We start from the raw sequence: 25531 nt of genomic DNA, 5'->3' as shown, positions 1-25531 counted from the left end.
GCGCGGTAACAAGGGTGGGGCGGCGGGCCTAGAGTGTGCGCCGTTGGCCGGCTGCGGGTGGTCGGGCCGGGTGGTCGGTGCGCGTGGGGAGGCAGGGTGCGCTCTGCGAAGGACTTTTTCCGTCCGTTGGCCGTGGGGGCTCCACAACCGGTACGGGAGGTGCCGTTCCGGCCGTCGCGGATGATCCACTTCTTCGATCCGGGCAATCCGCGGATGGCGGCCAAGGTGCCGGACATCGCGCCGGGCGTGGACGTGCTGCTGGGGAATCTGGAGGACGCGGTCGCCGCGGACCGCAAGGAGGCGGCGCGGGCCGGGCTGGTCGAGATCGCGCGGGCCACGGAGTTCGGCCGGACGCAGCTGTGGACGCGGATCAACAGTCTGGACTCGCCCTGGGCGCTGGACGATCTGCTGACGCTGGTCACCGAGATCGGCGACCGGCTGGACGTGATCATGGTGCCGAAGGTGGAGGGCGCCGAGGACATCCACTACGTCGACCGGCTGGTGGCGCAGTTGGAGGCGAAGGCGGGGGTGCGGCGGCCGATCCTGCTGCACGCCATCCTGGAGACGCCGCGCGGGGTCGCGAACGTGGAGGAGATCGCCGGGGCCAGCCCGCGGATGCAGGGGATGTCCCTGGGGCCGGCGGACCTGGCGGCCAGCCGGCGGATGAAGACGACCCGGGTCGGCGGCGGCCACCCCGACTACCTGGTGCGGGAGGACCCCCGGGCGGGGGCGGCGGACGGGCCGCGGGCGACGTTCCAGCAGGACCTGTGGCACTACACGATCGCGCGGATGGTCGACGCCTGCGCCGCCCACGGGATCCTGCCGTACTACGGGCCGTTCGGCGACATCAAGGACACCGTCGCGTGCGAGGACCAGTTCCGCAACGCGTTCCTGCTGGGGTGCGTGGGAGCGTGGAGCCTGCACCCGGTGCAGATCGGGATCGCGAAGAAGGTGTTCTCGCCGGCTCCGGCGGAGGTCGCCTGGGCGCGCCGGGTCATCGCGGAGATGGGCGACGGCACCGGTGCGGTGATGATCGACGGGAAGATGCAGGACGACGCCACGGTCAAGCAGTGCCGGGTGGTGGTGGAGCTCGCCGAGGCGCTGGCGGCACGCGATCCCGAGCTGCGGGCGGCGTACGCGGCGGCGAGCGGCGAGGAAGAGGAAGAGGAGTAGGTCCGTGGGTGGCGAGGGCTGCGAGGACGTGGTGCGGGCGCGGCGGTCGGTGCTGTACATGCCGGGCGCCAACGAGCGGGCGCTGACGAAGGCGGCGTCGCTGCCGGCGGACGGGCTGATCCTGGACCTGGAGGACGCGGTCGCGCCGGACGCCAAGGAGGCGGCGCGGGAGCGGGTCGCGGCGGCGGTGGCCTCCGGCGCGTACGGCCGCCGGGAGGTGACGGTCCGGGTCAACGGGCCGGGCACCGCGTGGTTCGCGGACGACCTGCGGGCGGCGGCGCAGGCCGGGCCGAACGCGGTGGTGGTGCCGAAGGTGGAGTCCGCCGAGACCGTGCGGGAGGTGGAGCGGCGGCTGGAGGCGGCCGGCGCCCCGGACCGGACGGCGATCTGGGCGATGGTGGAGACGCCGCGGGCGATGCTGGACGCCCGTGCGGTGGCCGGGGCGAGCGAGCGGCTGACAGTGCTGGTGATGGGCACCAACGACCTGGCGAAGGAGCTGCACGCCGCGCATGTGCCGGGCCGGGCGCCGCTGTTGACCGGGCTGTCGCTGGCGCTGCTGGCGGCCCGGGAGGCGGGGAAGGCGATCCTGGACGGGGTGTTCAACGACGTCCAGGACGCGGCCGGGTTCGAGGCGGAGTGCGTCCAGGGACGGCAGTTCGGGTTCGACGGGAAGACGCTGATCCATCCGTCGCAGATCGAGCCGTGCAACCGGGCGTTCGCGCCGGCCGAGGCGGAGGTGGCCCGGGCGCGAAGGATCATCGAGGCGTTCGAGGCCGCGGCCCGGGAGGGGCGCGGGGTGGTCACCGTGGACGGCCGGATGGTGGAGAACCTGCACGTGGAGGAGGCGCGGCGGGTGCTGGCGCTGGCCGCGGCGGTGGCGGACACGGAGGCGTAGGGCAGCGACGGGTGCGCGGGCGGCGCGGCCCGGGGGCCGCTCACTGGGGAGCGCCCCCGCGACCGACGGCGATGTCGGCCCACACGGTGTGCCCGCCCGCGTCGGCCGTCCGCTCCCCCCACCCCCACCGCTCGGCAACCGCCCCGACAATCAGCAACCCCCGCCCGCGCTCCTGTTCCCCGTCCGGTTCTCGGCGTGCGGATGCCCACCCCTGCCCCTCGTCGATCACGCCGACCCGCACCACCCGGTCCGCGCGCGCCACCTCGACGACGATGTCCCGACTGCCGCTGTGTTCCAGCGCGTTGGCGACCAGTTCCCCGACGACCGTCTCCAGCACGTCGATCCTCTCCGGCGGCAACCGCCACGCCCCGGCCACCTCCCGTACGAAGCGACGCGCGGCTCGCGCGGAGGCGAAATCGTCACCGGGGAAGGAGGCGACGCCGCCCGGCCCGCACGGTTCGGCGACGCCTGCGTCCGCGCCCTCCCCCTCGTCCGCATCGTCGTCCGGCGGCTCGTCGTCCGGGGGCGCGAGACGCTTGCCGCGACTGTCCGCGACGCGCAGCGCGTCATCCAGGGCGTCCATCAACCGATCGTTGAGGAAACCGAGTTCGGCAGCGGTCTTCGCCCCGGCTCGGTCCCGCACGTCCCGCGCGTACCGGAGCACCCGGCCCGCGCTACCCAGCTGATCGGCCTCGATCCGGTCGGCGAGGCGGGACACGGGCCCGCTGCCGTCGGTGGAGAGGAAACCGGCCCGCCCGTCCGCGAACGTCCGCGGCAACAGCCGGACATCCGGGTCGTCGTGGTTCACCGCAACGCCCCCGTTCCGTGCGCGAGCAGGTAGGGGCGAACCCGGAGGGTTGCGTGCCCGTCGATGGGGGTGTCAGCGGGGTGCGTGGCGGGGCACCGGGGTGGCCTGAGCGTGGTGCGGGTGGGCGGGGTGGGGGCCACCGAATGTGCCTGACGGGCCCGTTGGACCAGGCGGGGTGTCCGTTTCGATGGCGTAGCGCGGTGTCGTCCGACAGGGACGAACAGAGCCCGGAGGCGGCCGCAAGCGCGGCTGATGAGGCTGGTCAAAATCCCAACTCCTTTTGTCGGAGCCGACTTCGAGTGCTTCACGGGAAGAATTTCATGGGAATCCCATAGAAGGCTCGACGGTGAGCGGACTTCATCAATGTGGGTGACCCGTAGACCAGACGCCGGAGGAGTACGCCAACTTCCGCATACTCTCGCGCTGTTGGGCCGCACGAGGATCCGGGGAGAATGGGGCGGGGATGACAGCGACACTGACAGGGCCTGCGGGACGCATGCAGATCGCCCGTGGCTTGATCGCGTTGCGCGAACGATGTGGTTTGACCCAGTCGCAGGTTGCCGAGCGAGCCGGTGTCAGCAAGACGACGGTGAGCCGCTACGAGATGTGGCAGGACCGGGCCCGTATTCGGTGGGCAACGGTCAAAGCGATTGCCGATGCCTGCGATGCGTCTGCGAGCGAATGCGACGCCCTGGTGGAGGTGGCGCGAACGCAGACCGACGGCTGGTGGGTCGGAAACAGTGCGGTGCCAGAGTGGATGGACCCGCTGGTTTCCTTTGAGCACGAGGCCGCATACGAGCACCTTTGCGCCAACACCGTCATCCCAGGGCTGCTTCAGACGCGGGACTACGCCCTCGCCATCCACCAAGCACGCGAAGTCCGCAGCCCGAACGACGTGATCGAGCAGATGGTGGACGCCCGGATTCAGCGCCAGGGCATCCTCCGGCGGGAACCTCCACTGCACGTATGGGCGGTGCTGGACGAAGCGGTGATTCGCCGCACTGTCGGCAACTCAAGCGTGATGGCAGACCAGTTGGACCATCTCCACGAGCTGGCGCAGGGCCCTACCGTTGAGATTCAGGTCCTGCCGTTCAGCGCAGGAGCCCATGCCGCGGGAGCCGGCGACTTCCTCATCGTCGGCAGGAACGACGAGCGGAACCCACTCAACTCCATGGCTGTGGTGTATATCGAGATGCGCCGTCGCGGTCTCTATCTCGATGACGCTGACGACGTAGCCGGTTATAAGCTCACCTTCGACTACCTTCGCTCGCAGGCGGCCGACAAACCGACGTCGCTGCGCCTGCTGGCCAAAGCCCGACGGGAGCTGTCGCCATGATTGATCGCCTGCTATCCGAGAGCGAAGCATCGGCCGTCACGTGGTTCAAGAGCAGCTACAGCGGCGGCGAGGGCAACGCCTGCGTCGAGGTAGCGGATCTCCGTACCCGGGTCGCCGTCCGCGACTCCAAGACCCCCGACGGCCCCATACTCGCCTTCCCCGCGGCCGCATTCACCGCGTTCGTCGCGGACGTCCGGGCTCTCGGCTGACCGACGGGGTCAGGCCGGCCGCAGGCTCAGGACCGGGGCCGGGGTGGTCGTGAGCGCGCCGGGGGCGAAGCCGCGGGCGAGGCGGTCGAAGAGGGCGCCGAGCCAGCGGGCGTCCTCGGCGCCGGCGTGCCGCAGCCGCATCCGGTACGCCTGGAAGGGGACGATGCGCAGTTCCGTCAGGCGGCCGGTGCCGGGCTCCAGGGCGGCGAGGTAGAGCGGGCGCAGATCGTCGCGGTAGTGCTCGTAGCCGGTGATGCCCTCGTAGTCGTCGATGAAGTCGCCGCACCCGTGGAGGACGAGCTTGCCGCCGTGGACCTCCAGGGGGCGCGGGTGGTGCGAGGAGTGGCCGTGGACGAGGTCCACGCCGGCGTCGATCAGGGCGTGCGCGCAGGCGGTCTGGGCGCGGGGGACGGTGTAGCCCCAGTTGGAGCCCCAGTGCACGGAGACCACCGTGAGGTCGCCGGGGCGCTTGTGGGCGCGGAGCAGGGCGGCCGCCTCGGCGGCGGTGGCGGGCGAGGGGCCGGCCGCCCAGTGGACGCCGCTGCGCCCGGCGGTCGCGGCCCAGGTGTGCGGGATGCCGCTGGACGGCATGCCCAGGGCGAGGACGAGGAGGCGGCGGCCGCCGGGCAGGGGGACGACCGCGGGGCGGCGGGCCGTCTCGGCGTCGCCGCCGGCGCCCGCCGTGCGCAGGCCCGCCGCGGCCAGGCTGCGCAGGGTCTCGGCGAGCCCCTCGCGGCCGAAGTCCAGGACGTGGTTGTTGGACAGCACGCAGACGTCGGGGCGGGCGGCGGCCAGGCAGGGGAGGTTCCCCGGGTGCATCCGGTAGTGGATCTCCCGGCCGGGGGCGAAGGTGCCGTGCCGGGTGACGGAGGTCTCCAGGTTGAGCACCCGGGCGGCGGGCGCGGCGGCGTCGAGCGCGGCCAGTGCGTCGCCCCAGGGGTAGCGGTAGCCGACGGGGCGGGGGACCGGGCCATTGGCCGCCTCGGCCAGCTCGAGGTAGGTCCGGGCGTCCGCGACGTACGGTTCGCGCAGCTCGGGGTCGCCGGGCGAGGGCAGGATCTGGTCCACCCCGCGGCCGAGCATCACATCGCCGCAGAGGGCGAGGGTGACGGGATCGGCGGTCATCGGCGCTCACCGGCTTCCTTGCTCCCAGGGTAGGGGCCGGACCGCGGGGGCGTGCGCCGACGCCGGCACCCGCCGCCGGGCGCCCCGGCCAACCGCCGCGCCTCCCCGGCCCGGTCCGTTCCGGTCCGCCACCGGCGGCCCGGCCCCGTCTCACGCCGCGCAGTACACGTCCCGCTGCGGCCGGCGGCCGTCCCGCAGGAAACCGGTCACCGCCCGGTCCCCGCAGGCGTTCCCGTGCGCCAGGTACACCCCGTGCCCGCCCTGGTCGACGACCACCATGCGGGCCCGCTTCCCCAGCGCCGCGCGCATCTTCCGCGCGCCGAAGAAGGGGGTCGCCGGGTCCCGGAGGTTCTGGATCATCACGATGTTGGCCGGGCCCCGGTCGGTGATCCTGACCGGCGGATCGGCCGGCCGGTCCTTCCAGAACGCGCACGGCGTGATGTTCGCCGTCAGCCCGGCGGTGAGCGGGTACCGCACCCGGTCCGCGGCCACCGCCCGCCGGTAGCCCTCCGGATCCCGCGGCCAGGCCACGTCGTTGCAGATCACCGCCGCGCTCACGGTCGCGTCCGGATCGGGCATCGGGGCGGCCAGGGCGCCCGGCAGCACCGGGGTCGCGGCGGGGTCCCGGGCCGCCTGGACCATCCCGGCGAGTTCGGCGAAGGACTCGTCGCCGTAGAGCGCGAGCTGCACCTCCTGCCGCAGCACGGTGCCGGTCAGCGGCCGCCCCGGGACGTTCGACGGCTTGGGCGCCCGGTCCAGCGCCGCCGCGAGCCGCAGCACCAACGGCCTTATGTCGGCGGCGCGTTCGGCCAGCCGCAGACCGTCCTTCGCGCGCGCCGGGTCCGCCGCCCAGGCCGCGAAGTCGGGGAACCGCTCGTCCGCCGCCCGCGCCATGTTGGCCAGCCAGCCCCGCGCCACCCGCGTGGGGTCCGGGTCGCCGCTGCTGTCCAGCACCCACCGGTCGGTCCGCTCCGGATGCTGCTGTGCGTAGACCGCCCCCACGTACGTCCCGTACGAGGTGCCCCAGGCCGACAGCTTCCGCTCGCCCAGCGCCTGCCGCAGCCGCTCGATGTCGCGGACCTCGTTGGCCGTGCTCAGGCTGCGCAGCACCGGGCCTCCGTTGCGTGCGCACGCCGCCGCGATCCGCCGCGAGCGGGCGATGTTCTGCGCGATCCCGCCGTCCGCCGCGGGCCAGGACCGCAGCGTCACCAGGTCCCGGTCGGCGGCGGCCAGCCCACAGTCGGCCTTCGAGCTGCCGCCCACTCCCCTCGGATCGAAGCTGACCAGGTCGTACGCGCCCGCCATGGCCCGTTGCAGCGCGGGCCCCTGCCGCGTCAGCTGGCCGACCCCTGATCCGCCCGGTCCGCCCGGGATCAGCAGCAGCACGCCGCGGCGGGCCGCCGGCCGGTCGCTGCGCGCCCGCGTCACCGCGAGCGTGAGCTGCGGCCCCGACGGGTCCCGGTAGTCCACCGGCACCGGCAGGTCGGCGCACTCCTGCCCGGCCGGCCCCGCGGGCTGCGCACAGGCCCGCCAGGCGAGCCGCGGGGCCGCCGCGCCGCCCTCGTCCCTCCCCCCGTCCGCCGCCCGGGCGCCCGGTGCCACGGCGTTCAGCGTCGCCGCCGCCATCACCCCCGACAGCCCCAGCAGTAACGCCCTTTGATACCTGATCCCCCTGTAACTCCTCATGGGGCGACGCTAGTTGGCGGGCCGCCGCCCTCCCCATCCGGCGGACCACCCCCTTCGCGGTGGGGCTGTCCCCCGCTCCCCCTCACCCCCGCAGGCGCAGTTGCTGGCCCGGGACGATGTGGTCCGCGCCCCTGGTGAGGCGGTCCTTGTTGAGGGCGTAGAGGGAGCGGGTGCCGCCGGGGACGCCGGTGCGGTGGGCGATGGCGGAGAGGGAGTCGCCGGGGCGGACGGTGTAGGACGGATGGTGGCCGGTGCTCCGGGAGTGGCGGGCCTGCCGCTCGGGGGACGGGGCGCCCAGGTGGCCGCAGTTGGGCCAGGGGGCCAGGCCGCGGTCCTGGGCGATGCGCTCACCGATGGCGATCTGCTGGTCGCGGGTGGCGAGGTCCGGGCGCGGGGCGTAGCGGTGGCCGCCGTAGGCGCGCCAGGTGGACGGCGCGATCTGGAGGCCGCCGTGGTAGCCGTTGCCCGTGTTGGAGTGCCAGTCCCCGCTGCTCTCGCAGGCGGCGATCTGGTCCCAGTCGGTGCCGGACGGTGACGGGTCGGCGGCCGCGGGGGCCGCGGCGGCGAGGGCGGCGCCCAGGAGCGCCACGAGGGAGACCAGGGCGAGCAGGGCGGACGGGATCGTTCCGGCGGTGCGTTCGGCGCGCGGCGACGGCATGAGTACTTCCTCCTGCGGGTGCAAGCGGCGTCGCGGCGTCGTGCCCGCCTCGACTCGAAGCACGCACCAGGTAACCCGTCAAGAGGGCGGACGGCAGGTCTGGGTGGGCCGAGCGCATTGTTTTTCACCCGGGCGGTCCCCTGGCAGGGGTTTGCCGTGTTGATTGCCGGGTTGCGCAAATGAACTATCGCGGCGCGCGGCAGGATTCCTTTTTCCGCCGGCGGGACGGCGGAAAAAGGAAGGCGCGGTGCCGCGCGTTCAGCGGAGGGAATAGGCGAAGGTCGGTGTGACGGAGGGCGGTTCGGGGGTGGCCACCGCGAACTCGTAGGCGGCGGAGAAGCGGAAGTTCCGCACGAAGACCGGGATTTCGGTGCCGCAGGGGCCGGGGACGGTGACCGTGCCGGTGTCGGAGGGGAATCCGGCCTCGACGCGCTCGGGGGCGAGCGAGAGGCCGCTGCCGACGGCCTGGAGGGCGGCGTCCTTGCGGACCCAGTAACGGGTGATGAGGCGTTCGCGTTCGGCGGGCGGGCGGGCGGCGGCGGTGCGGGACTCGTGCGGCGTGAGGATCTCGTAGGGGGTGTGCAGCAGCGAGGACTCCCGGCGGACGTGGCGCACCGACTCCACGGAGAAGCCCATCTGGCGGGCGCCGTCGCCGCAGGCCACGACCAGGAGGCCGTGCGTTCCGTACAGTTCCCAGTGGGCCGCGGCGGTCATCGCGGTGCGCACCCGGGCGGGGAGCCGGGCGAGCAGCCAGCCGCGGGACGCGGCGTCGAGGGTGGCTCTGGTGTGTCCGTTGAGGCCCGGACAGCTGTCGGCGGTGAGCTCGCTCCCGGAGCCGGCGGGCGGGGCGGTCCCCACGGGGACGACGAAGACGGGCACCTGGTCGGCACCGTCCTGGACGGGGAGTCCAGCGTCGGTGAGTCCCCGGCCGGGGATTTCCGGGGCCAGATCGAGAAGAGCGGCGTTCGTTTCCACGTACTTTCCGTCCTCCACAGTTGAGCGGTGGCTCGGCCGTACCGGAGGGTGACGGCCGGCAAGCGGTGGCGACTTTGGCCTCCCCCTTTTTCGCCTACATCGATCGATACAGTCAGGCCAAGGTTTGCACGTCCTCCGGAACCTTGGGGTCCTCCCTCCTGCCGATGTCCGGCTACATACTTCGATGTAGGGGGCGGCCCCTCAATTCGGCAGTCAGGCCAAGGTGGGAGCGCACACCGCGGACGTACTGTCCTGGTGTGTGGTTACGCCAATTCGCAAGGACCCGGCTGCACCGTGCGCCGATACCGCTGCGCGATCTCCGGCTGTCCGTGGGATTCTTCGCCGGCTGCCTGATCCTCTATGTGCTGGGCGGGGCGCGGGTCATGGGCGGGGAGATCCCCGTATGGCAGGCGGTGCTGCCGGTGGCGGTGCTGTGCGGCTCGACCGCCTTCCGCAGCGCCGCGCCGGGCAAAGCGGTGCTGGTCGGCACGGTGACCGTCAGCGTCGAGGCGGCCGCCAGCGGCGGGCTCGGCCCGGTGCTGATCTACACCGATCTGCTGTACGCGGCGGCGCTGTACGGAGCGCCGCGGCTGTGCCGGACGCTCCAGTTCGGGACCGTCGCCGCGACCACTGTGGCCACCGCGGTCTTCCTCTTCATCGGCGACCGCTCGGAGGGGGTGACGACCGGTCTCATCGTGGCGCTGCTGCTCATCTCGCCCGTGTGGACCGGGGTGTTGATACGGACCCACAAGGAGCAGGCGGACGCCGAGCGGCAGCGCGCGGCGCAGATCAACCGGCTGGCGGAACTGGACCGCAAGACCGTGCTGCAGACCGAACGCACCCGGATGGCACGGGAGTTGCACGACCTGGTGGCCAACCACCTCAGCGCCATCGCCATCCATTCCAGCGCGGTGCTCTCGCTCCAGGAGGGCCAGGGCGAGGACGATCCGGTGCTGCGGGCGCTGGCGGTGATCCGGGAGAACAGCGTGCAGGGGCTGGCCGAAATGCGCCGCATGGTGGTGCTGCTGCGCTCCGACCGGGCGGTGGACGACGACTGGGACCGGCCGCAGCTGAGCGCCCTGCCGACGCTGGTGGAGCAGGCCCGGCCGGCGGCCGACGCGGCGGCGCTGACGCTGGTCACGGAGTTCCCCGAGCCCTTCCCCGAGGTGTCGTCGGTGATCGAGGTGACCGCGTACCGCATCGTGCAGGAGGCGCTGACCAACTGCCTCAAGCACGCCGCGGCCGGCCGGGTGCGGATCCGCTGCGAGGCCGCCGCCGAGGAGTTGGTCCTCTGGGTGGACAGCCCGCTGGCCCGCCCGGACGGGCGCAGGCAGCAGCGGCCCGGCGACCCGCCGACCCCCAGCGCGGGCGCCGGGCTCACCGGGATGTCCGAGCGGGCGGCGCTGGTGGGCGGGGTCTTCGACGCCGGGCCCGACCGGTCGGCCCCCGGCCGGTGGCGGGTGCGGGCGGTGCTGCCGCTGGACCGGAACACCTGAGCAGGACCCGCGGACGCGGGCCGACCCCGCACCGGACAGCGAGCGAGAAGGGACCAGACAGTGGAGCGAGCGGCACAGCAGGAGGCGCAGCAGGCGGCGGCAGGGACCGGGGAGGAGGCGCGGACGGCGGGTCCGCAGGACACCTGCGCGGGCGTCCGGGTCCTGGTCGCGGACGACCAGGCCGCGGTGCGGTCCGGGCTGGTGCTGGTGCTCCAGACCGACCCGGGGATCACGGTGGTCGGCGAGGCCGGCGACGGCGAGGCGGCGGTGCGGATGGCCGGTGAACTGCGGCCCGACGTCGTCCTGATGGACGTGCAGATGCCGCTGCTCAACGGGGTCGCGGCGACCCGCCGGATCGTCGAGGGCGGGCTGGCGGAGGTGCTGGTGCTGACCACCTTCGACCTCAACGAGTACATCTTCGGGGCGCTGCGGGCCGGGGCCGGCGGCTTCATCCTCAAGAACGCCGAACCGGCCGTACTGGTGCGGGCGGTGCGCGACGTCGCCCATGGGGACGGCTTCCTCACGCCGGCCATCGCCCGGCGGCTGATCGGCGAGTTCGCGCACCAGACGGCGTCCGCGGGCGGGCCCTCGCTGCCGGACGGGTCGGCGCAGGCGCTGGACTCCCTCACCAAGCGGGAGTTGGAGGTGCTGGCCTGTATAGCCCGCGGTCAGGCCAACAGTGCCATCGCCGAGACCCTCCACCTCGCGGAGGGCACGGTCAAGACGCACACCAGCCGGATCCTGTCGAAGCTGAACCTGCGCAGCCGGGTGCAGGCGGCGATCCTGGCGCAGCAGCACGGGATCGCGCCCCGCGGGTGAGCGGACCGCCGCCGGCGCCGCGGGGTCAGGCGCCGGCGGCGTCGCCGAGCAGGCGGCGGGCCAGCGCGTCGGTCTGCCGGAGGGCGGCGGCGTTGGCGTGCGGCCGGGGGAACTGCGCCGGGCCGAGCACGAAGCGGTCCCGGTGCACGGTGCCGTCCGCGCCGACCGGATGCAGCGCGGGCCCGTCCAGACGGGGCACCGCCGCGCCCTCGCTGCCGGGTGCGAAGGACAGCTCCCCGCGGTCCCACAGGGCGCGCAGCAGCGGGTCGGCGAGCCGGTCGGGCGCCGGCATCGCCAGCCGGGCGTCCAGGAGGACGGCCGCCTCGTGGACGGCGCCGGGGACGGCGGGGCTGGTGGCGCGGAAGGCGCCGCGGCCGGTCTCCACCCGCAGGTCCGGGCCGACGAACGTGACGATGCCCGCCTCGGCCAGCGCCAGCAGCTGCGCGGCCCGCAGCGGCGGCGGCCCGGAGCTGAGGTAGGTGCCCAGGGCGAAGCGGCGCAGCGCGTCCGCGAGCGCGGTGCCGTCCAGGTCGCCGGCCCGCCACAGCTCCTCGATGACCTCGCCGGTCCGGCGCAGCGCGTCCACCAGGGCGCGTTCGGTACCGGCGGCGGGGCCGGTGCGGCGGTGCAGGGTCGTCGCCAGGTGGGCGCGCAGCCGGTGCTGCAGGTCATCGGGGCCGACGAAGGTGCGGCCGGCCAGGGGGGCGGCCAACCGGTCGAGGTCGAGGCGGTCGGCGGGGTCGGGGACCGCCGCGGCGGCCAGTTTGGCGAGCCGCTCGGCGTCGGTGACCAGGAGGGCGTACTGGGCGTCGAAGTCCGGCCAGGTCATCCGGGTGCGGTCGGGGCCGGCGGCGAACAGGGCGCGGTAGTGCCACCAGCCCAGTTCGGCCCGGATCAGCGGCCAGAGGTCGCGGTCGAAGTCCGCGCCGGGGCGGGCGAGTGCGGCCCGGCAGGCGGCGGCGCCGGCGAAGCGCAGCGGTTCCGCGCCGGTGGACGGGCCGGCCGGGTCCGGGGCCGGCTTCGGGGGCAGCGGGACGCCGCGCCGGGAGCCGGCGTACAGGCGCGGTTCGCGGCCCGAGGGCCGATAGCGCAGCGGCCCGCCGGGCGGGCCGGTGAAGCGGCCGCCGCGGCCCTCGGTCAGCAGCGCCAGGCAGTCGACGAAGACCAGGCCGAGGCCGCGGACGAGGACCGGTGCGCCGGGCGGGATGCGCTCCAGCGCGTCCGGGTCGGCCGGTCCCGGGCCGATCCGGGTCAGGCCGGACGGGGCGGGCTCGGGGCGGACGTCGGGGTGGCCCTGGGCGAGCACCACGCGGTCGGCGTGCACCGGTCCGCCGATGTCGAGGAGGACCTGCTGGCGGCCGTCGGCGCCGCGCCGCAGGTCGACGGCGCGCGCCCGGTGGAGGTGCAGCCGCACCGAGGCGGGCGCCGCTTCCGTCACGGCCGCGAAGAAGTCGAGGAGGTAGCGCCCCTGGTCGCGCCGGGCGGCGTAACTGCCGTCGTGCAGCGGCCCGTTGAGCCAGGCCGCGGTGGTGGGGCCGGGGCGCGGGGGGCCGGCGCAGTCGACGGTGGCGTCAGGATAGACGGTGACCTGGTCGGCGGCGGAGTTCATCCACAGCAGACCGGACTGGCCGGTGTGCCAGGTGCGGCCGGCGCCGGGCGGGTAGGGGTCCACGAGGTGCAGGTCGAGCGGCCGATCGCCGTACAGGGCCGGGACGTTGGCGAGGATCCGCTCGGTCAGGGAGGCGCCGCGGGGGCCGCAGCCGACGATGCAGAGGGAGAGCGGTGTGCCGCCGTCCCCGGTGTGCGCTCCGGCCCCGCCCATCGTCGTCCTTCCCGTCCCGCCCGCGGAGTTGCGTGCGCCGCCGGTCGGTCGCCGTACGACGCGAAGGCCCGGTGGGCCCGCACCGCAGTGCGGGGCCACCGGGCACGGCGTCAGCAGCCGCCGCTGATCGTGGAGCCGAGCGCCTGAGCGTCACGCTCGCCCGGCACCTCCAGGCCCTGAAGGTCCATGATGGTCATTTACGACACCTCCCTTCCGAACTCCCGTAGTGCTGTGTATAGTTGACAGACCCGGTGTTCCCGGACACCGGATCGGGCATCAGCAGCCGCCGCTGATGGTGGAGCCGAGCGCCTGAGCGTCACGCTCGCCCGGCACCTCCAGGCCCTGAAGGTCCATGATGGTCATTTCGACACCTCCTTCCTGGTGTCCGCTGGTCCCGCCGCCCCGGAGGGGGCGGTGGGGTCCAAGGCGCCCTGGGCGCCTCGGGCGCGCTCCGGAGCGGCCGGGTCGACGGCCGCGGCGGAACGCGAGTCGGTGAGGAACGGCAGCAGCGGGGTGCCCCGTTCGGCGGCGGCGAGGGCCAGCAGTACGCCGGCCCCGCCGGTGGCCACGTCCATGGAGATCCGGGCTCGGCCGTCACAGGGGAAGACCGTCGCGCCGTCCAGCGTCATGGCGTGGTGCGAGAGGTTGGTCAGATGGCGGCGTAGGTGCCGCTCGGCGGTCTGCGCGGGCAGCGGGACCAGTTCCCGCAGCGTGGCCAGGGTGCCGATCAGTCCGGCCCGGCCGCCCCACAGGCCCGATTCGATGACGAAGTCGGAGGAGCAGGCCCGCAGCAGGGCCGGCAGCGCCTCGCGGATCCGGGTGTCCTCCCGGTGCCGCAGGAGTTCGGCGGCGACCAGGGCGATGCCCGCACTGCCGTTGTCCAGGTAGGGCAGCAGCCGGAACCCCTCGTCCACCTGGAGCGTGTCCTGCTCCCCGGTGGTGCAGCGGTCGAGGTCGCGGTGGACGGCCCGGACCGCCTCGTCCAGCAGCCCGACGTCACCGGTGGCCTGGTGGGCGCGGAGCAGGAACAGCGCCGGTCCCGACCAGCCGTACATCAGCCCGGCGGCGTGCGTGGAGCCGATGCGGCGCCGGTGCTCGACGGGTTCGCGGCGGGCGGTGGCCAGCCGGTCGACGATCCGGTCGGCCAGGCCCAGGGCGCTCTCCCGCGGTGCGGGGTCATCCCAGGCGTCGGCGAAGTGCAGCAGGCTGAGTCCGGCGCCGGCCAGGCCGCGGTAGAGGCTGGGGCAGTGGCGGGCCGCGAGCTGCCCGTCGGCCCGGTCCAGGGCGTGCCGGGCCCCTTCGGGGTCGCCGAGTTCCGCGAGGACGTAGGCGATGCCGTGGAGTCCGTCGTAGAAGCCGGTGCGGGCGGCCGGCACCCGGTCGACCGCGGCCCGCAGCCAGGCGGTGTGCTCCTCGTCGCGGGCGCCGAGCACGGTGTGCCGGGCCCACAGGACGCCGGCCGCGCCGTGGGCGAAGCCCGCGCCGCCCTCGGCGAACTGGGCGAAGTCGCCGGGGAACAGCCGGTCCGTGCGGTGCGGGGTGGCGCCGGCGCGCAGTCCGCGGTCGATCGAGCCGGTCAGGTCCGGCGGCGGGAACGGGCCGGTGACGCCGGCCACGGGGCGGGCCGGGGTGCCGTCGGCCCGTAAGGCCGGTGCGGTCGGGGCGAGTTGGCGGGCCAGTCGGGCCACCAGCTCGTCCGGGAGGCGGAAGCGGCGGGCCGCGAGGTCCAGCAGCGCCGGTGCCTTGTCCGGCGCCAGGCCGCTCAGCGCGCCGAGCGGCAGGAACAGCCAGAGCGCGATGGCCGCGAGCGCGTAGTGGTCGCCGTCCGCGCCGGTGGCGTCGGCCCGGTGGAAGCCGGGTGCGCCGAGGCTGCTGGGGGTGGCCCGGTCGACCGCGTCGGCGACCTCGAAGTCCAGCAGGACCGGTATGTCGCCGGGCTGGATGATCAGGTTGCCCGGGTGCAGGTCGCCGATCCGGATGCCGCGGTCGTGCACCGAGGCGATCAGCTTCTCGATCCGGCCGAACAGGGCCAGCGCGCGGTCCCGGTAGGCGGTCACCGCCGCCTCGTCCGGTTCCGGCACGGTGAGCGGGTAGTGGCCGGCGAGCCAGGACTGGCAGTCCTTCCCCTCGATGTCCTCCAGGACCAGGAAGAGGTGGTCGCGGACCCGGAAGGTGCCGAAGGTGCGGGGGATGCCCGGCAGTCCGGCCAGCCGCGTGAGGATCTCGTGCTCGTGGGCGAGCCGTGCGACCGCGTCCCGGCCGACGCCGTCCGTCCCGGAGTACGGCCGGCCCTCCTTGAGGACGACGGTGCGCTGGCCGGCGCCGAGGGCGTCGGTGCCGGTCGGCTCGGCGCGGTAGACGCCGCCGCCGTGCGAGAAGTGCAGCGCCCCGGTGATCCGGTAGGGGAAGTCGTCGACGGCCTGGCGGGCCGCCAGGGAGTCCTTGAGGACGTCCGGCACCGGGACCCAGTCGGGGGTGCGGAAGACGGGGGTGCGGCGGTCCGGCTCCCAGGAGCCGTCGGGCCGCCGGATGGCGGTGACCAGGTCGCCGTGGTCGTCCTCGGTGTAGTGGGTGCGGAAGCCGCCATAGCGGACGTACAGCGGGCCCTCGCGAAAGCGCAGGTCGGTGAGGACGTACGGGCCGGGGCGGCCGCCGACGAGGGCGTCCAGCCCTTCGAGGGTGCGGGTCAACTCCGCCTCGTCCACGGGGTAGACGGTCAGCAGCTTGCCCGCGGAGGAGCGCTGGGCGTACTTGCGGCTCAGCGCGCGCTGCACGTTGGCGCTCTTGAGGTACTTGAAGTGCAGGCCGTTGCGGGCGCAGTAGGCGGCGACGTCGGCGAGGGTGCGTTCGGTGTCCTCGGGGGCCGCGGAGACGTGGATCTTCCAGCCGTGGTCGGGGAGTTGGGGTCCCTCGCCGGCCGGCGGGCGGCAGAAGGTCCAGGCCTCGTTGTCCTCGCGGGTCCAGCCCTCGGGGAGCGGCGGGGCGGGGAAGCGGGTGGCTTCCAGGTCCCAGTTGCCGGGCCAGTCGAAGAAGACCCGGTCGGCCAGGGCGAAGCTCTCGGCGCCGTCTCTCATGCCGCACCCCGCCCGTCCTCGGCGGCGTCGCGCAGCGGGCGCGGGCCGGCCGTGTCGAGGAAGGCGGCGACCGCGCTGCGGCCGGTCTCCGCCAGGTGCCCGGCGAGGATCTCGCGGGCCTGGACCTTGTCGTCCTCGGACACGAAGTCGTCGAGTCCGACGGCCAGGACGCGGTGCGAGTCGCTGGGTTCGAGCGAGGCGTAGTGCTCGTCCCGGAGGATGCCCCACACGATCGCGTCGTGGTAGGCGCCGTCGAGGTAGCAGTGGTCCCGCAGGATGCCCTCGACCACGAACTGGGTCTTGGTCATCAGCCGGATGATGCTCTTGTTGTAGGCGGCGGTGGTGACCTGGACGCGGTGGGCGTCGAGTTGGTGGAAGAGGTAGTCGACGAGGAGGACGACGGCCTCCGCCCCGTAGCCGCGGCGCCAGAGTTCGGGGGAGCCGATCGCGCCGCCCACGGAGTAGCCGCCGATCCGGCCGGTGCGCTGGTAGCTGACGGCGCCGATGCGGTCCCCGTTGTGGGTGCTGATCACCAGGTGGTGGACCCGTCCGGAGCGGTTGGCCGCCTCCACCTCGGCGGCGCCGAGCAGTTCCCAGTCACCGCTCATCACGGCCGCCGGCGAACCGGGCCGGAGCCAGGAGGCGATCGCCGCCCAGTCCTCGTCGCCGGGCCATTCCAGGGTTACCAGTCGTCCCTGCATGCTGCGTTTCCCTCCTTCAGCCGTGGTAGCGGGTGAGTACGAGTACGGCGTTGTGGCCACCGAAGCCGAATGCGTTGCTGAGCACCACGTCGCCGTCCCAGTCGCGCGGGCCCTTGGTGACGAGATCCAGGTCGGGCTCGTCGGGGTGGTCGCAGTTGCGGATCGGCGGGACCACGCGGTCCCGCAGGGAGAGCACCGCGGCGGCGGCCTCGGCGGCGCCGGACGCGCCGAGCATGTGCCCGGTCATGCTCTTGATCGCGGTGACCGGCGTGCGGCGCAGCGTGTCGGGGCCCAGCACCTCGCGCAACGCCGCTGCTTCGATGCGGTCGTTGAGGACGGTGCCGGTGCCGTGGGCGCTGATCTGCCCGACGTCCTCGGGGGCGCATCCGGCGTCGGCGAGGGCGGCGCGCATCGCGCGGACCGCGCCGGCACCGGTGGGGTCGGGTGCGGTGGGGTGGTGGGCGTCGGTGGTCGCGGCGTAGCCGGCCACCTCGGCGAGGATCGTCGCGCCCCGCCGTTCGGCGTGGCCGGCCTCCTCCAGGGTCAGGACGGTCGCGCCGACCGCCATGACGAAGCCGTCCCGGTCCCGGTCGAAGGGCCGGCTGGCGCCCTCGGGGTCGTCGTTGCGGCGGGAGAGGGCCTTGGCGTTGGCGGTCCCGGCCAGGTCGACCGCGGTGAGCGAGTCGTCGGTGCCGCCGGCCAGTGCGAGGTCGGCGCGGCCGTGCCGGATCATCTCGACCGCCTCGCCGATGGCCACCGCACCGGTCGCGCAGGCCGCGGAGACCGCGTTGCTGGGACCGGCGATGCCGTAGGCCAGGGACAGCAGGCTCGCCGGGTGGTCGATCGCGGTGAGCACCGAGTGGTACGGGGAGACCCGGCGCGGGCCCTGCTCCTTGAGGACGTCGTACTGCTGCTGGATCGCGGGGGCGGCGCCGTAGCCGGAGCCGATCACCGCGGCGAAGCGGTACGGGTCGATGTCGGCCGGGGGCCGGAGTCCGGCGGCGGCCAGCGCCTGGGCGGCGGCGACCGCGGCGTACTGCGTGAAGCGGTCGGTGCGCCGGGCCTGCTGGGGGGTGAGGACACCGGCCGCGACCGGGTCGAAGTCGGTGACGTCGCCGGCGATCTTGACCGGCAGCCCGCCGGTGTCGAAGCGGGTGACGATGGAGACGCCGCTGCGGCCGGCCAGGAGGGCGGTCCAGAAGTCCGCGGTGGTGTTCCCCAGAGGGGAGACCACGCCACAGCCGGTGACGACGACCCGGCGCCGATCCGCTGCCTGTGACTCCATGAAACCCTCCTCACTTTTCTGCCCCCTTGTCACGCTCGGGGCGTTCGCATGACTAGAAAGATGACAGCGGAGTCACTTCGCTGTCAACGGTCAAATCGCGGTGACTTTCGAGGGAACGGCTGGTCACACGGCGCCAGACCGGCCACCACCAGCGAAAACGTCGATCTCGACGTGACTGACAGAGTCACGAAAATTGACTATCGGGGCGTCAGAGCGGGCCGAGCGCGCCGGTCTGAGCCCCCACGCGCCCCCGTGTCGCGCCCGCACGCCGCCCCCGCGCCGCCCCCAGGGAGGGCCCGCGTACATAGAAAGTGACAGGGGATGCCGAGCAAAGTGCCTACCTGCGGATGATCCGCGCGCCCTGATCCGGACGGGACGCTGGAGCGGTCAACCAGCTCCGCACCAGCGACTAGGGACGAGGGAACTCATGAAGGGCATTGCCGTCGGTATTTTCCTGGCGATCGTCGGCGTCATCCTGTGGCTCACGACCAAGGAAGTGGAGACGCCGTACGTCTCCCTCCACAAGGCCGGGCTGGTCCTGGCGATCGTCGGCGGCGCGGAGGCGTTGTTCGCCCTCCTGGGATTGGGGAAGAAAGCGAATAAATAGCGAGCGATAGCGGCACAATGACGGCACGCGCGGCGCGGGCCCCTTATTTCGCCGTGACCGCCCCGGAATCCGGCGCCCGGTCGGGCGTCAGTTCCGCTTTTCGAGGAGGTCCGCCAGCCGTTCCCGGGCCCGGTCGGCGTGTCGGTACGCCTGGGCCCGCCGGAACAGCTCCGCGGAATACCAGAAGTGGCCGGCCGCCCTTTCCTGGTCTCCCAGCCGCACGCAGGCCGCCGCGATCTCCGAAAGCGCGGCGGCTTTCTCGTGGCACCGTCCGGTGTCGGGCAGTTCGGCCAGCTCCGCGCCGAGCGCGTACACCCGCTCGCGGTCCCCGGCCGCCTCGGCGCAGACCGCCTGGGCGGTCGTCAGCCACAGCGGGAAGTCCGGGTCCTGGGTCACCGAGGCGACGACCAGCCCGCGCTCCACGATGCTCCGCGCCGCCGCCCGCTCGCCGCGGCCGAGCAGCAGCAGCGCATAGCGGCCGTTGACGGCCTCCCAGAGCCGGAAGCCGGCCGCGGGGGTCACCCGGCGGGCGGTCTCGGCCAGCAGCTCGGCGGCCCGGTCGGTCTCCCCGCGGTCCCACAGGTCCAGCGCCCGGTGCAGCGCGATCCCGGCGCGCGGCCCGGGCAGTACCCCGTCCGAGGCGTGCCGCAGGCCACCGGCCTCCGGGGCCCAGTGGGCACAGCCGCTCCAGTAGGCGCAGCGGGTCAGTACGTCCAGGACGAGCAGCGTGTGGAAGGAGCTGCCGGGTGCCTGGGCGGCGGGCGCCTCCAGGGAGCCGGTGAGCGCGTGGCGCAGCCCGTCCTGGACCCGGCCGGCGGACTCCAGCAGGTCGGCCAGGGCGGTCAGGGCGCGCAGCCGGGCCTCGGCGTACGCCGCGGGGACGAGCCCGTCCAGCATCCGCAGCAGGACCGCCGCGCCCTCGTCGGCGCGGCCCAGCGAGCCCAGGATTTCCGCCATGGCGAGTTGGGCCTCGGTGGACACGTCGTCGGGGCGGCCGCCCGGTTCGGTCCCGGTCAGCGCGCGGAATTCCTCCAGCGCCCCTTCCGCGTCACCGCCCTCCCATTGGCGGCGGGCCGCGACCAATCGTCCGACCAGGTCGAGCCGGCGGACCCGGCCGGCGGATTCCGGCTGTGCGGCGCCGCCGGATATTTCCGTCACGCCGACTCCGAGCCGTTCCGCCAGGATCTTCAGGGCGCGGCCACTGGGAATGCGCTTACCGCGTTCGACGAGAGAGATGTAGCTGGCGGACATTTCGGACCCGGCGAGTTCGTGCTGGGTCATTCCCGCGCTGACTCGGAGCTCTTTGATTCGTCGCCCGGTGTCCGCCGGCTCAGGCATTCGACAAACCCTCCGGATTCGAACGGTTGAGGACTCCGGCTGGTTGGACAAAACACAGAGTCACAATGAGTGGTCGGCACTTTACCAACGAGTCAACAAGAAGTCGATACAGATTCCGTTTTCTTCACCGACCGACACATAACAGTAACGGGATCATTTCATCGGTGCCCGGAGCATTAACGAGGAGGGGCCGAAACGCGCCCCTCTCTGCGGAAACCGGGCGACCGGCGGGACACCGCGCCGACGACCCGGGCGAGCGTCTGCACCTTTCGATGTAGTACCGCACGCCGATGTCCGCACCCCGTGTGACGTGGTCGGATGACGTGCACAAGGGGGCACCCCGGCCCGCACCACTACCGCCCGACCAGCGGAGGCACACCCCATGACGCAACCCCAACGTCCCGATCTGCGCAAGGAATCGGGGCCTGTTCCGACCGCACCGCAGCCGGGTTCCGTGCTCGCCTCCGACGCCGAGCGCGAGGAGATGATCGAGCGCCTGCGGGAGGCCACCGCGGAGGGCCGGCTCACCCTGGAGGAACTGGCCGAGCGGTTCGAGGCCGCCTCGCTGGCCCGCACCCGCGAGGAGTTGGCCTCCGTCGGCCGGGACCTGCCGGCGGAGTCGACCCCGCCGGCCGCCGGCGCCGCGTCCCGACAGCGGGTCTTCAAGGCGCTGTTCGGCGATCTCACCACCAGCAGCCCGGCCCTGGAGGAGGGCATCGAGGTCACCGCCGTCCTCGGCGACGTCACCCTCGACCTGTGCGCCTCCCCGGCCCCGCCGAGCGGCGCGGTGACCATCGCGGTCCGCGCGATCGTCGGCGACGTCCACCTCCTCCTCCCGGAGGGGGTGCGGGTCGAGATGCAGTGCAGCAAGGTCTTCGGCGACCTGCGCAACCTGACCCGGGCGCACTCCGGCCCCGACTCCGCCACCCCGGTCGTCCGCGTCACCGGCTCGGCGGTCTTCGGCGACATCGTGCTCGCCCACCCCAGCAGCGACCGCCGCACGTACTGGCAGAAGTGGCTCGACGAACGCCGGTCCTGACGCCCCGTCCGGCCCCTGAGGGACCGCAGTATCCGGCCCGCCCGTGGCACACGGGGAGAAGAGCGGAGAGGAGCCCCCATGACGTCGTCCGAGGTGCTGCCGCACCCGGCGCCGACCGCCTCGTGCGAGGACGAGGGCCGGCTGCCGCTCCGCTCCCACCTGCGGCACATCGGCGCCCTGTCGCGCCGCGGCCTCCTCCACATCCGGCAGAACCCGGAGTCGATGATCGACGCGCTGCTGATGCCGATCGTGCTGACGCTGCTCTTCGTCTTCGTCTTCGGCGGCGCGATCGGCGCCGGCGGCTCCCGCCGGCAGTACACCGCGTTCCTGGTGCCCGGCCTGATGGTGATCCTCGGGATGACCGTCGCGATGGCCGTCGGCACCGGCGTCAACGACGACTTCCGCACCGGGGTGATGGACCGCTTCCGGGCGATGCCGGTGGCCCGTTCCTCGGTGCTGATCGCCAAGGTCGTGGTGGAGACCGGACGGATGCTCCTCGCCCTGACGGTGCTGCTGGCCGTCGCCGCGCTGCTCGGCTTCGACGTCGTCGGCCACGGTCCCGGACTGCTCGCCGCGATCGGTCTGACCACCGTGTTCGGGACGTCCCTGATCTGGGTCTTCATGCTGCTGGGGCTGACCCTGCGCAGCGCCCAGGCCGTCCAGGGGCTGTCGGTCGTCGTGCTGACGCCGCTGCAGTTCGCCTCGTCCGTCTTCGTGCCGCCGGCGACGATGCCGGACTGGCTCCAGGCCGTCACCCGCGTCAACCCGCTGACCCACATGGCCGACGCGGCCCGCGGACTCGCCCTGGGCACGGGCCCGGTGGCCGGCCCGGTGACCTGGACGCTGCTGTGGTCGCTCGGCCTGACCGCCGTCACCGCCCCCCTGGCCCTGGCCAAGTTCACCACCAAGACCTGACCGAAACCGTACGGAGCGAGGGCCGCTACCCCCGCACGCCCCGGCGTGGGCCCCTCCGTACGAAGAAGCCGTGCCCCGGCCCCACCCGGCTCCCCCCGTGGCCGGTCGGGCCGGGGCACGCACCCCGAAGGGCCCGGCGGTGGCCGCTGTCGCGACGGCCGCCGCCGGGCCCGTACGCCTGCGGGCGGGCACTTTCGCGAAGTGCCCGCCCGCAGCCGTGTCCGAGGGAGGCTCAGCCGCCGTCCCCCTCCGTGCCCTCCCGCTCGGGGAAGTCGCCGGCCGCACCGGCCATCCCGGGCGGGGTGTCGGTCAGCGCGACCGCCACCTCGACCACCGAGGTGGTGCCGCCCGCGACCTCCTGCCAGGCGGCCGCCAGCGCGGCGTCCAGCTCCGCCGCGTCGGTCACCCGCCGGTGGCCCAGCCCGTAGGCGGCCGCCAGGCCCGCGGTCCCGGTGGAACGGGCCGCGGTGAAGGCGAACCGGGAGCCGGTGCCGGAGACCCGGTCGAGGTTGGCCTGGAGCCAGCCGTAGCCCCCGTTGTCGAGCACCACGTAGAGGACCGCGACGCCCGCGTCGGCCAGAGAGGGCAGCTCGGACCGGAAGAGGTGGAAGGCGCCGTCGCCGACGAACGCCACCACCGGGCGCCCGGCCGGCAGGGCGAGGCGGACACCGGCCGCGGCGGCCGCGCCGAAGCCCAGCGGCGTCTGCTCGCTGGGCACCACGGCCCCGCCGCCCGCACCGAGCGTCCAATGGGGGAAGAAGTACGACCACATGTCCTGGAGGCCGTTCTCCTGGACGAGCACCCGGTCGGCGGGGACCGCGCGGTCCAGGGCGGCCAGCACCCCGGCCACCGGGACGGTGCCCGCGGGCGCGGCCTTCGCCGCCTGCTCGGCCCGGTCGGCGGCCCGCTGCTCCAGCGCGGCGCGCACCGCCCGCACCCGGTCCGCCCAGGCGCCGTCCGCCCGGTGGTCCGCGAGCAGCTCCCTCCAGCCGGCCACGATCCGCCCGGCGTCCCCCAGGACGTGGGCCCCGGGCCGTTCCAGCGCCAGCCCGTCCTCGCCCAACACCGCCTGGACGACCGGCAGTTGCTCCGCCGCGCCGTCCGGCCAGCCGAAGGTCGCGGTCTCCTCCAGCCGGCTGCCGATCGCGACGACCAGGTCCGCCTCCCGCCACAGCGCGTCCGCCGGCGGGGCCGCGTACAGGCCGCTGACGCCGCAGTACAGCGGGTGGTCCTCGGCGACCACGCCGCGGCCCGAGGCGGTGCTGAAGACGCCCGCGCCGAGCCGTTCGGCCAGGCGCTCGATCCGGCGGTCGGCGTTGCGGTGCCGGGCGCCGCCGCCGACCAGCAGCAGCGGCCGGCGGGCCGCGGCGATCCTGCGGGCGGTGGCGGCCAGCGCGTCCGGATCGGGTCCCGGGCGCTGCGGCGCGGCCGGCCGCCAGGCCCCGGGCCGGGGGACGGCGGCGTCCACCACCTGCTCGGCCAGCTCCAGGTAGACGGGCCCGGGGGTGCCGTTGACGGCGACCGCGGCGGCCTTCTCCAGCAGGGCGGGCAGCCGCTCCGGAGTGTCCGCGCGGGCCGCCCACTTCACGTACGGGCGGACCGCGGTCAGCTGGTCCAGCTCCTGGAACGCGCCGGTGCCGAGCCGGTCGAGCCGGGTGCCGTCGGCGATCAGGATCAGCGGGGCGGCGGCCGAGCGCGCCTCCAGGACGCCGGTGAGCGCGTTGGTCAGCGCCGGCCCCTTGCCCACCGCGCACACTCCGGGGCGGCCGGTGGCGAGCGCGTAACCGGTCGCCATGAAGACCGCGTTGCGCTGGTCGCGGCAGAGGACGACACGGGTGTCGGTGGGCTCCAGTGCGGCGAGCAGGGCCATGTCGTCGCCCGGTAGTCCGAACACCGCGCGGGTGCCCAGGTGGTGCAGATGGTCGGCGACCGCGGCCCAGGCCGTCGGGTAGGGGTGTCCGGTCACCGGGCGGCCCCCGGACGGTACGTGGCGACGGCCTGGGACACCAGGACGGGTTCGGCGCGCACCTCGTGGCCGTCGAAGACGTAGTTGGCCATCCGGCCGTAGCCGCCGAACGGCGCGTTGCCGTCGTCGATGGCGAGCAGGTTGGCGTCGAGGGTGACGGTGGTGCGCCGGCGCAGCGCCTCGACCAGGGCCGGGGCGGCGCCGTAGACGCTGGAGCCCAGGGCGCGTTCGGTGAACATGCCGGTGGTCAGGGTGGCGGCCAGGGCGTCCTCGTCGTGCCAGGCGGCGACATTGAAGATCGGGGCGAAGAACTCCGGCACCTGGGTGCGCGGGCTGAGGTCCTCCCCGACGACGACGGTGGGGTCCAGCCGCCGGGCGCGGAAGTCCACATGGCCGCCGTGCACGATGCCGTCCCGGTTGCGGGCCAGGAACTGCGCGGCCTCCTCCAGCGCCCCGTCGTAGAAGATCGGCCCGAAGTCGGCGTCCGGGTCGGTGTACGGGCCGTACCGCAGCCCCTTCAACTCGACGACCAGCGCGTCGAGGAAGGCGTCCAGGAGGGAGTGGTGGACCGCGAACAGGTCCGGGCCCAGGCAGTCCTGGCCCGTGTTGAGGGTCCGGATCTCGATGGCATCACGGGCGGCCTGCTCGACGTCGGCCCCTGGGGCGACGACGAACGGGTTGACCCCGGAGCCGAGGAAGAGCAGCAGCTGCCCGGGGGAGAGCTGGGCCCGGATCTGCTCGGCGTTGCGGTAGGCACCGGTGAACACCACGACGTCCGCGGAGTGCACCTCCCCGGAGAGGAACTCCCGCTGGCTGGCGCCGCTGAGCGTGATCGGCAGGCGGTGCCGCTCGGCGAGCAGCGCGTGCAGCCGCCGCATCTGGTCCTTGACCCGGCTGGCCGGGCGGAAGACCAGCGCGTCGGTGTAGAGCGCGGGCACAAGGAGGTAGAGGGCGTAGGAGTAGAGGATGACGTTGGACGGCATAAAAGCGGCGAGCCGGGGGACCCGGCCGGGCCGGTGGGCGGCCACCTCGTCCAGCGCCCCGTCCAGGGTGGCGATGGTGGACTCGATCTCGTAGCGAGCGGCCCGGTGGGTGGAGATCTCGCACAGCAGCTCGTGGACCGCCCCGCCGTCCTCGGCCAGGAAGTCCCGGACCCGGCGTAACGCCTCCGCGGTCCGGTGCTCGCTGCGGCCCGGGGTGCCGCTCTCCTCCTCCGGCTCGGCGGCCACGGTCGGCCGTGCGGGAGCGGAGCTCATATGTCCCTCCTCGGGGCGTAGTCCATGGAGGGTCAGCGTCAGCCAATTGTCATTTATTGTCAAGTAGAGTCATTATCCGAAAGAGGCAGTCGTGACAGCGAGACGACCCGGCCTGCCGGACAAGTGCCCGCCCACCACAGCCATTCACGCCAGAAGCGGGTCGACTGCCGGACTCTCGATGTGACAAAAGATGACTAGGGTGCGACGGTACGGGACCACCGCCGGGCCACGTCCGGTTGTCCACAGGCCGCCGCGCGCGAGGGGCCGGTGAGTAGACTCGGCGTCACCGCGGCGTCCGACCCTCCCACCGGCCGCCCGCGCACCGTCACCGTCCGTTCCCCCGACCCA

Annotated in this window: 22 protein-coding genes; 9 read left to right on the top strand and 13 right to left on the bottom strand. The window is 73.9% G+C overall.

Going from position 1 to position 25531, the window contains the following annotated elements:
• The first annotated feature begins 96 nt into the window (after positions 1-96).
• The gene (locus ACIQE0_RS33165) at positions 97-1173 is read left to right on the top strand and encodes an HpcH/HpaI aldolase/citrate lyase family protein (RefSeq protein ID WP_402338935.1); all 1077 of its coding nucleotides are present in this window, start codon (positions 97-99) and stop codon (positions 1171-1173) included.
• Positions 1174-1177: 4 nt separating this feature from the next.
• Positions 1178-2068: an HpcH/HpaI aldolase/citrate lyase family protein gene (locus ACIQE0_RS33160; protein ID WP_402338933.1), complete on the top strand. Its 891-nt coding sequence runs from the start codon at positions 1178-1180 to the stop codon at positions 2066-2068.
• A 40-nt stretch (positions 2069-2108) separates the two neighbouring features.
• Here the strand turns inward: ACIQE0_RS33160 and ACIQE0_RS33155 are convergent, their stop codons facing one another.
• Entirely contained in the window at positions 2109-2876 is a 768-nt protein-coding gene (locus ACIQE0_RS33155; RefSeq protein ID WP_402338931.1) for an ATP-binding protein, read from the bottom strand.
• Positions 2877-3372: 496 nt separating this feature from the next.
• Here ACIQE0_RS33155 and ACIQE0_RS33150 point away from each other — a divergent pair, with 496 nt between their 5' ends.
• On the top strand, positions 3373-4212 hold the full coding sequence (locus tag ACIQE0_RS33150) for a helix-turn-helix domain-containing protein (RefSeq protein WP_402338929.1): 840 nt from the start codon (positions 3373-3375) through the stop codon (positions 4210-4212).
• A complete protein-coding gene (locus ACIQE0_RS33145; RefSeq protein WP_402338927.1) occupies positions 4209-4421 on the top strand; it encodes a DUF397 domain-containing protein in 213 nt (70 codons plus the stop codon). Before ACIQE0_RS33150 ends, ACIQE0_RS33145 begins: the two co-directional genes overlap by 4 nt.
• Positions 4422-4430: 9 nt before the next feature.
• Here the strand turns inward: ACIQE0_RS33145 and ACIQE0_RS33140 are convergent, their stop codons facing one another.
• The 4 genes from ACIQE0_RS33140 to ACIQE0_RS33125 form a co-directional block, all read right to left on the bottom strand.
• On the bottom strand, positions 4431-5546 hold the full coding sequence (locus ACIQE0_RS33140; protein WP_402338925.1) for a CapA family protein: 1116 nt from the start codon (positions 5544-5546) through the stop codon (positions 4431-4433).
• 150 nt (positions 5547-5696) lie between these two features.
• Positions 5697-7232, bottom strand: a complete 1536-nt coding sequence (locus tag ACIQE0_RS33135) for an alpha/beta hydrolase (RefSeq protein WP_402338923.1) — start codon at positions 7230-7232, stop codon at positions 5697-5699.
• Positions 7233-7314: 82 nt separating this feature from the next.
• Positions 7315-7890, bottom strand: a complete 576-nt coding sequence (locus ACIQE0_RS33130) for a transglycosylase family protein (protein ID WP_366339043.1) — start codon at positions 7888-7890, stop codon at positions 7315-7317.
• 258 nt (positions 7891-8148) lie between these two features.
• On the bottom strand, positions 8149-8865 hold the full coding sequence (locus tag ACIQE0_RS33125) for a hypothetical protein (RefSeq protein ID WP_402338921.1): 717 nt from the start codon (positions 8863-8865) through the stop codon (positions 8149-8151).
• A gap of 257 nt (positions 8866-9122) precedes the next feature.
• On the opposite strand from ACIQE0_RS33125, the gene ACIQE0_RS33120 reads away from it, so the two are divergent.
• Together ACIQE0_RS33120 and ACIQE0_RS33115 are read left to right on the top strand one after the other, a co-directional pair.
• A complete protein-coding gene (locus ACIQE0_RS33120) occupies positions 9123-10361 on the top strand; it encodes a sensor histidine kinase (RefSeq protein ID WP_402338919.1) in 1239 nt (412 codons plus the stop codon).
• 162 nt (positions 10362-10523) lie between these two features.
• Positions 10524-11180: a response regulator gene (locus ACIQE0_RS33115; protein WP_402338994.1), complete on the top strand. Its 657-nt coding sequence runs from the start codon at positions 10524-10526 to the stop codon at positions 11178-11180.
• A 25-nt stretch (positions 11181-11205) separates the two neighbouring features.
• Here ACIQE0_RS33115 and ACIQE0_RS33110 read toward each other — a convergent pair whose 3' ends face one another.
• The 5 genes from ACIQE0_RS33110 to ACIQE0_RS33090 form a co-directional block, all read right to left on the bottom strand.
• The gene (locus ACIQE0_RS33110) at positions 11206-13002 is read right to left on the bottom strand and encodes an FAD/NAD(P)-binding protein (RefSeq protein ID WP_402338917.1); all 1797 of its coding nucleotides are present in this window, start codon (positions 13000-13002) and stop codon (positions 11206-11208) included.
• 110 nt (positions 13003-13112) lie between these two features.
• Positions 13113-13190, bottom strand: coding sequence for a hypothetical protein (locus ACIQE0_RS33105; protein ID WP_358463345.1), 78 nt, complete (start codon positions 13188-13190; stop codon positions 13113-13115).
• 171 nt (positions 13191-13361) lie between these two features.
• On the bottom strand, positions 13362-16076 hold the full coding sequence (gene lanKC, locus ACIQE0_RS33100) for a class III lanthionine synthetase LanKC (protein WP_402338915.1): 2715 nt from the start codon (positions 16074-16076) through the stop codon (positions 13362-13364).
• Complete coding sequence (locus ACIQE0_RS33095; RefSeq protein ID WP_366339053.1) at positions 16073-16777, bottom strand: GNAT family N-acetyltransferase; 705 nt, start codon at positions 16775-16777, stop codon at positions 16073-16075. Before ACIQE0_RS33095 ends, lanKC begins: the two co-directional genes overlap by 4 nt.
• 16 nt (positions 16778-16793) lie before the next feature.
• Positions 16794-18062, bottom strand: coding sequence for a beta-ketoacyl-[acyl-carrier-protein] synthase family protein (locus tag ACIQE0_RS33090; protein ID WP_402338913.1), 1269 nt, complete (start codon positions 18060-18062; stop codon positions 16794-16796).
• A 427-nt stretch (positions 18063-18489) separates the two neighbouring features.
• Here ACIQE0_RS33090 and ACIQE0_RS33085 point away from each other — a divergent pair, with 427 nt between their 5' ends.
• Complete coding sequence (locus ACIQE0_RS33085; RefSeq protein ID WP_274914770.1) at positions 18490-18669, top strand: DUF5708 family protein; 180 nt, start codon at positions 18490-18492, stop codon at positions 18667-18669.
• 87 nt (positions 18670-18756) lie between these two features.
• Here ACIQE0_RS33085 and ACIQE0_RS33080 read toward each other — a convergent pair whose 3' ends face one another.
• On the bottom strand, positions 18757-20007 hold the full coding sequence (locus ACIQE0_RS33080; protein ID WP_402338910.1) for a helix-turn-helix domain-containing protein: 1251 nt from the start codon (positions 20005-20007) through the stop codon (positions 18757-18759).
• A gap of 382 nt (positions 20008-20389) precedes the next feature.
• Here ACIQE0_RS33080 and ACIQE0_RS33075 point away from each other — a divergent pair, with 382 nt between their 5' ends.
• Together ACIQE0_RS33075 and ACIQE0_RS33070 are read left to right on the top strand one after the other, a co-directional pair.
• Positions 20390-21046 carry a DUF1707 domain-containing protein gene (locus ACIQE0_RS33075; RefSeq protein WP_366339059.1) on the top strand — a complete coding sequence of 219 codons (657 nt, stop codon included), beginning with the start codon at positions 20390-20392 and terminating at the stop codon, positions 21044-21046.
• A 78-nt stretch (positions 21047-21124) separates the two neighbouring features.
• The gene (locus ACIQE0_RS33070; RefSeq protein WP_402338908.1) at positions 21125-21961 is read left to right on the top strand and encodes an ABC transporter permease; all 837 of its coding nucleotides are present in this window, start codon (positions 21125-21127) and stop codon (positions 21959-21961) included.
• A gap of 232 nt (positions 21962-22193) precedes the next feature.
• On the opposite strand, the gene ACIQE0_RS33065 is transcribed toward ACIQE0_RS33070, so the two are convergent.
• Positions 22194-23927, bottom strand: coding sequence for a thiamine pyrophosphate-binding protein (locus ACIQE0_RS33065; protein ID WP_402338906.1), 1734 nt, complete (start codon positions 23925-23927; stop codon positions 22194-22196).
• Complete coding sequence (locus tag ACIQE0_RS33060; RefSeq protein ID WP_402338904.1) at positions 23924-25183, bottom strand: aldehyde dehydrogenase family protein; 1260 nt, start codon at positions 25181-25183, stop codon at positions 23924-23926. Before ACIQE0_RS33060 ends, ACIQE0_RS33065 begins: the two co-directional genes overlap by 4 nt.
• Positions 25184-25531 lie beyond the last annotated feature (348 nt).

The sequence above is a fragment of the Streptomyces sp. NPDC093097 genome, from assembly GCF_044754325.1.
Lineage (GTDB): Bacteria > Actinomycetota > Actinomycetes > Streptomycetales > Streptomycetaceae > Streptomyces.
The sequence above is the reverse complement of the archived record's forward strand: the minus strand, read 5'-3'. Positions and strand labels throughout refer to the sequence as shown.

Coding starts and splice junctions, on each gene's coding strand:
- ACIQE0_RS33090 (WP_402338913.1), bottom strand. CDS start 18,062: ATGGAGTCACAGGCAGCGGATCGGCGCCGGGTCGTCGTCACCGGCTGT.
- ACIQE0_RS33135 (WP_402338923.1), bottom strand. CDS start 7,232: ATGAGGAGTTACAGGGGGATCAGGTATCAAAGGGCGTTACTGCTGGGG.
- ACIQE0_RS33140 (WP_402338925.1), bottom strand. CDS start 5,546: ATGACCGCCGATCCCGTCACCCTCGCCCTCTGCGGCGATGTGATGCTC.
- ACIQE0_RS33060 (WP_402338904.1), bottom strand. CDS start 25,183: ATGAGCTCCGCTCCCGCACGGCCGACCGTGGCCGCCGAGCCGGAGGAG.
- ACIQE0_RS33075 (WP_366339059.1), top strand. CDS start 20,390: ATGACGCAACCCCAACGTCCCGATCTGCGCAAGGAATCGGGGCCTGTT.
- ACIQE0_RS33080 (WP_402338910.1), bottom strand. CDS start 20,007: ATGCCTGAGCCGGCGGACACCGGGCGACGAATCAAAGAGCTCCGAGTC.
- ACIQE0_RS33105 (WP_358463345.1), bottom strand. CDS start 13,190: ATGGACCTTCAGGGCCTGGAGGTGCCGGGCGAGCGTGACGCTCAGGCG.
- ACIQE0_RS33130 (WP_366339043.1), bottom strand. CDS start 7,890: ATGCCGTCGCCGCGCGCCGAACGCACCGCCGGAACGATCCCGTCCGCC.
- ACIQE0_RS33145 (WP_402338927.1), top strand. CDS start 4,209: ATGATTGATCGCCTGCTATCCGAGAGCGAAGCATCGGCCGTCACGTGG.
- lanKC (WP_402338915.1), bottom strand. CDS start 16,076: ATGAGAGACGGCGCCGAGAGCTTCGCCCTGGCCGACCGGGTCTTCTTC.
- ACIQE0_RS33085 (WP_274914770.1), top strand. CDS start 18,490: ATGAAGGGCATTGCCGTCGGTATTTTCCTGGCGATCGTCGGCGTCATC.
- ACIQE0_RS33095 (WP_366339053.1), bottom strand. CDS start 16,777: ATGCAGGGACGACTGGTAACCCTGGAATGGCCCGGCGACGAGGACTGG.
- ACIQE0_RS33150 (WP_402338929.1), top strand. CDS start 3,373: ATGCAGATCGCCCGTGGCTTGATCGCGTTGCGCGAACGATGTGGTTTG.
- ACIQE0_RS33110 (WP_402338917.1), bottom strand. CDS start 13,002: ATGGGCGGGGCCGGAGCGCACACCGGGGACGGCGGCACACCGCTCTCC.
- ACIQE0_RS33070 (WP_402338908.1), top strand. CDS start 21,125: ATGACGTCGTCCGAGGTGCTGCCGCACCCGGCGCCGACCGCCTCGTGC.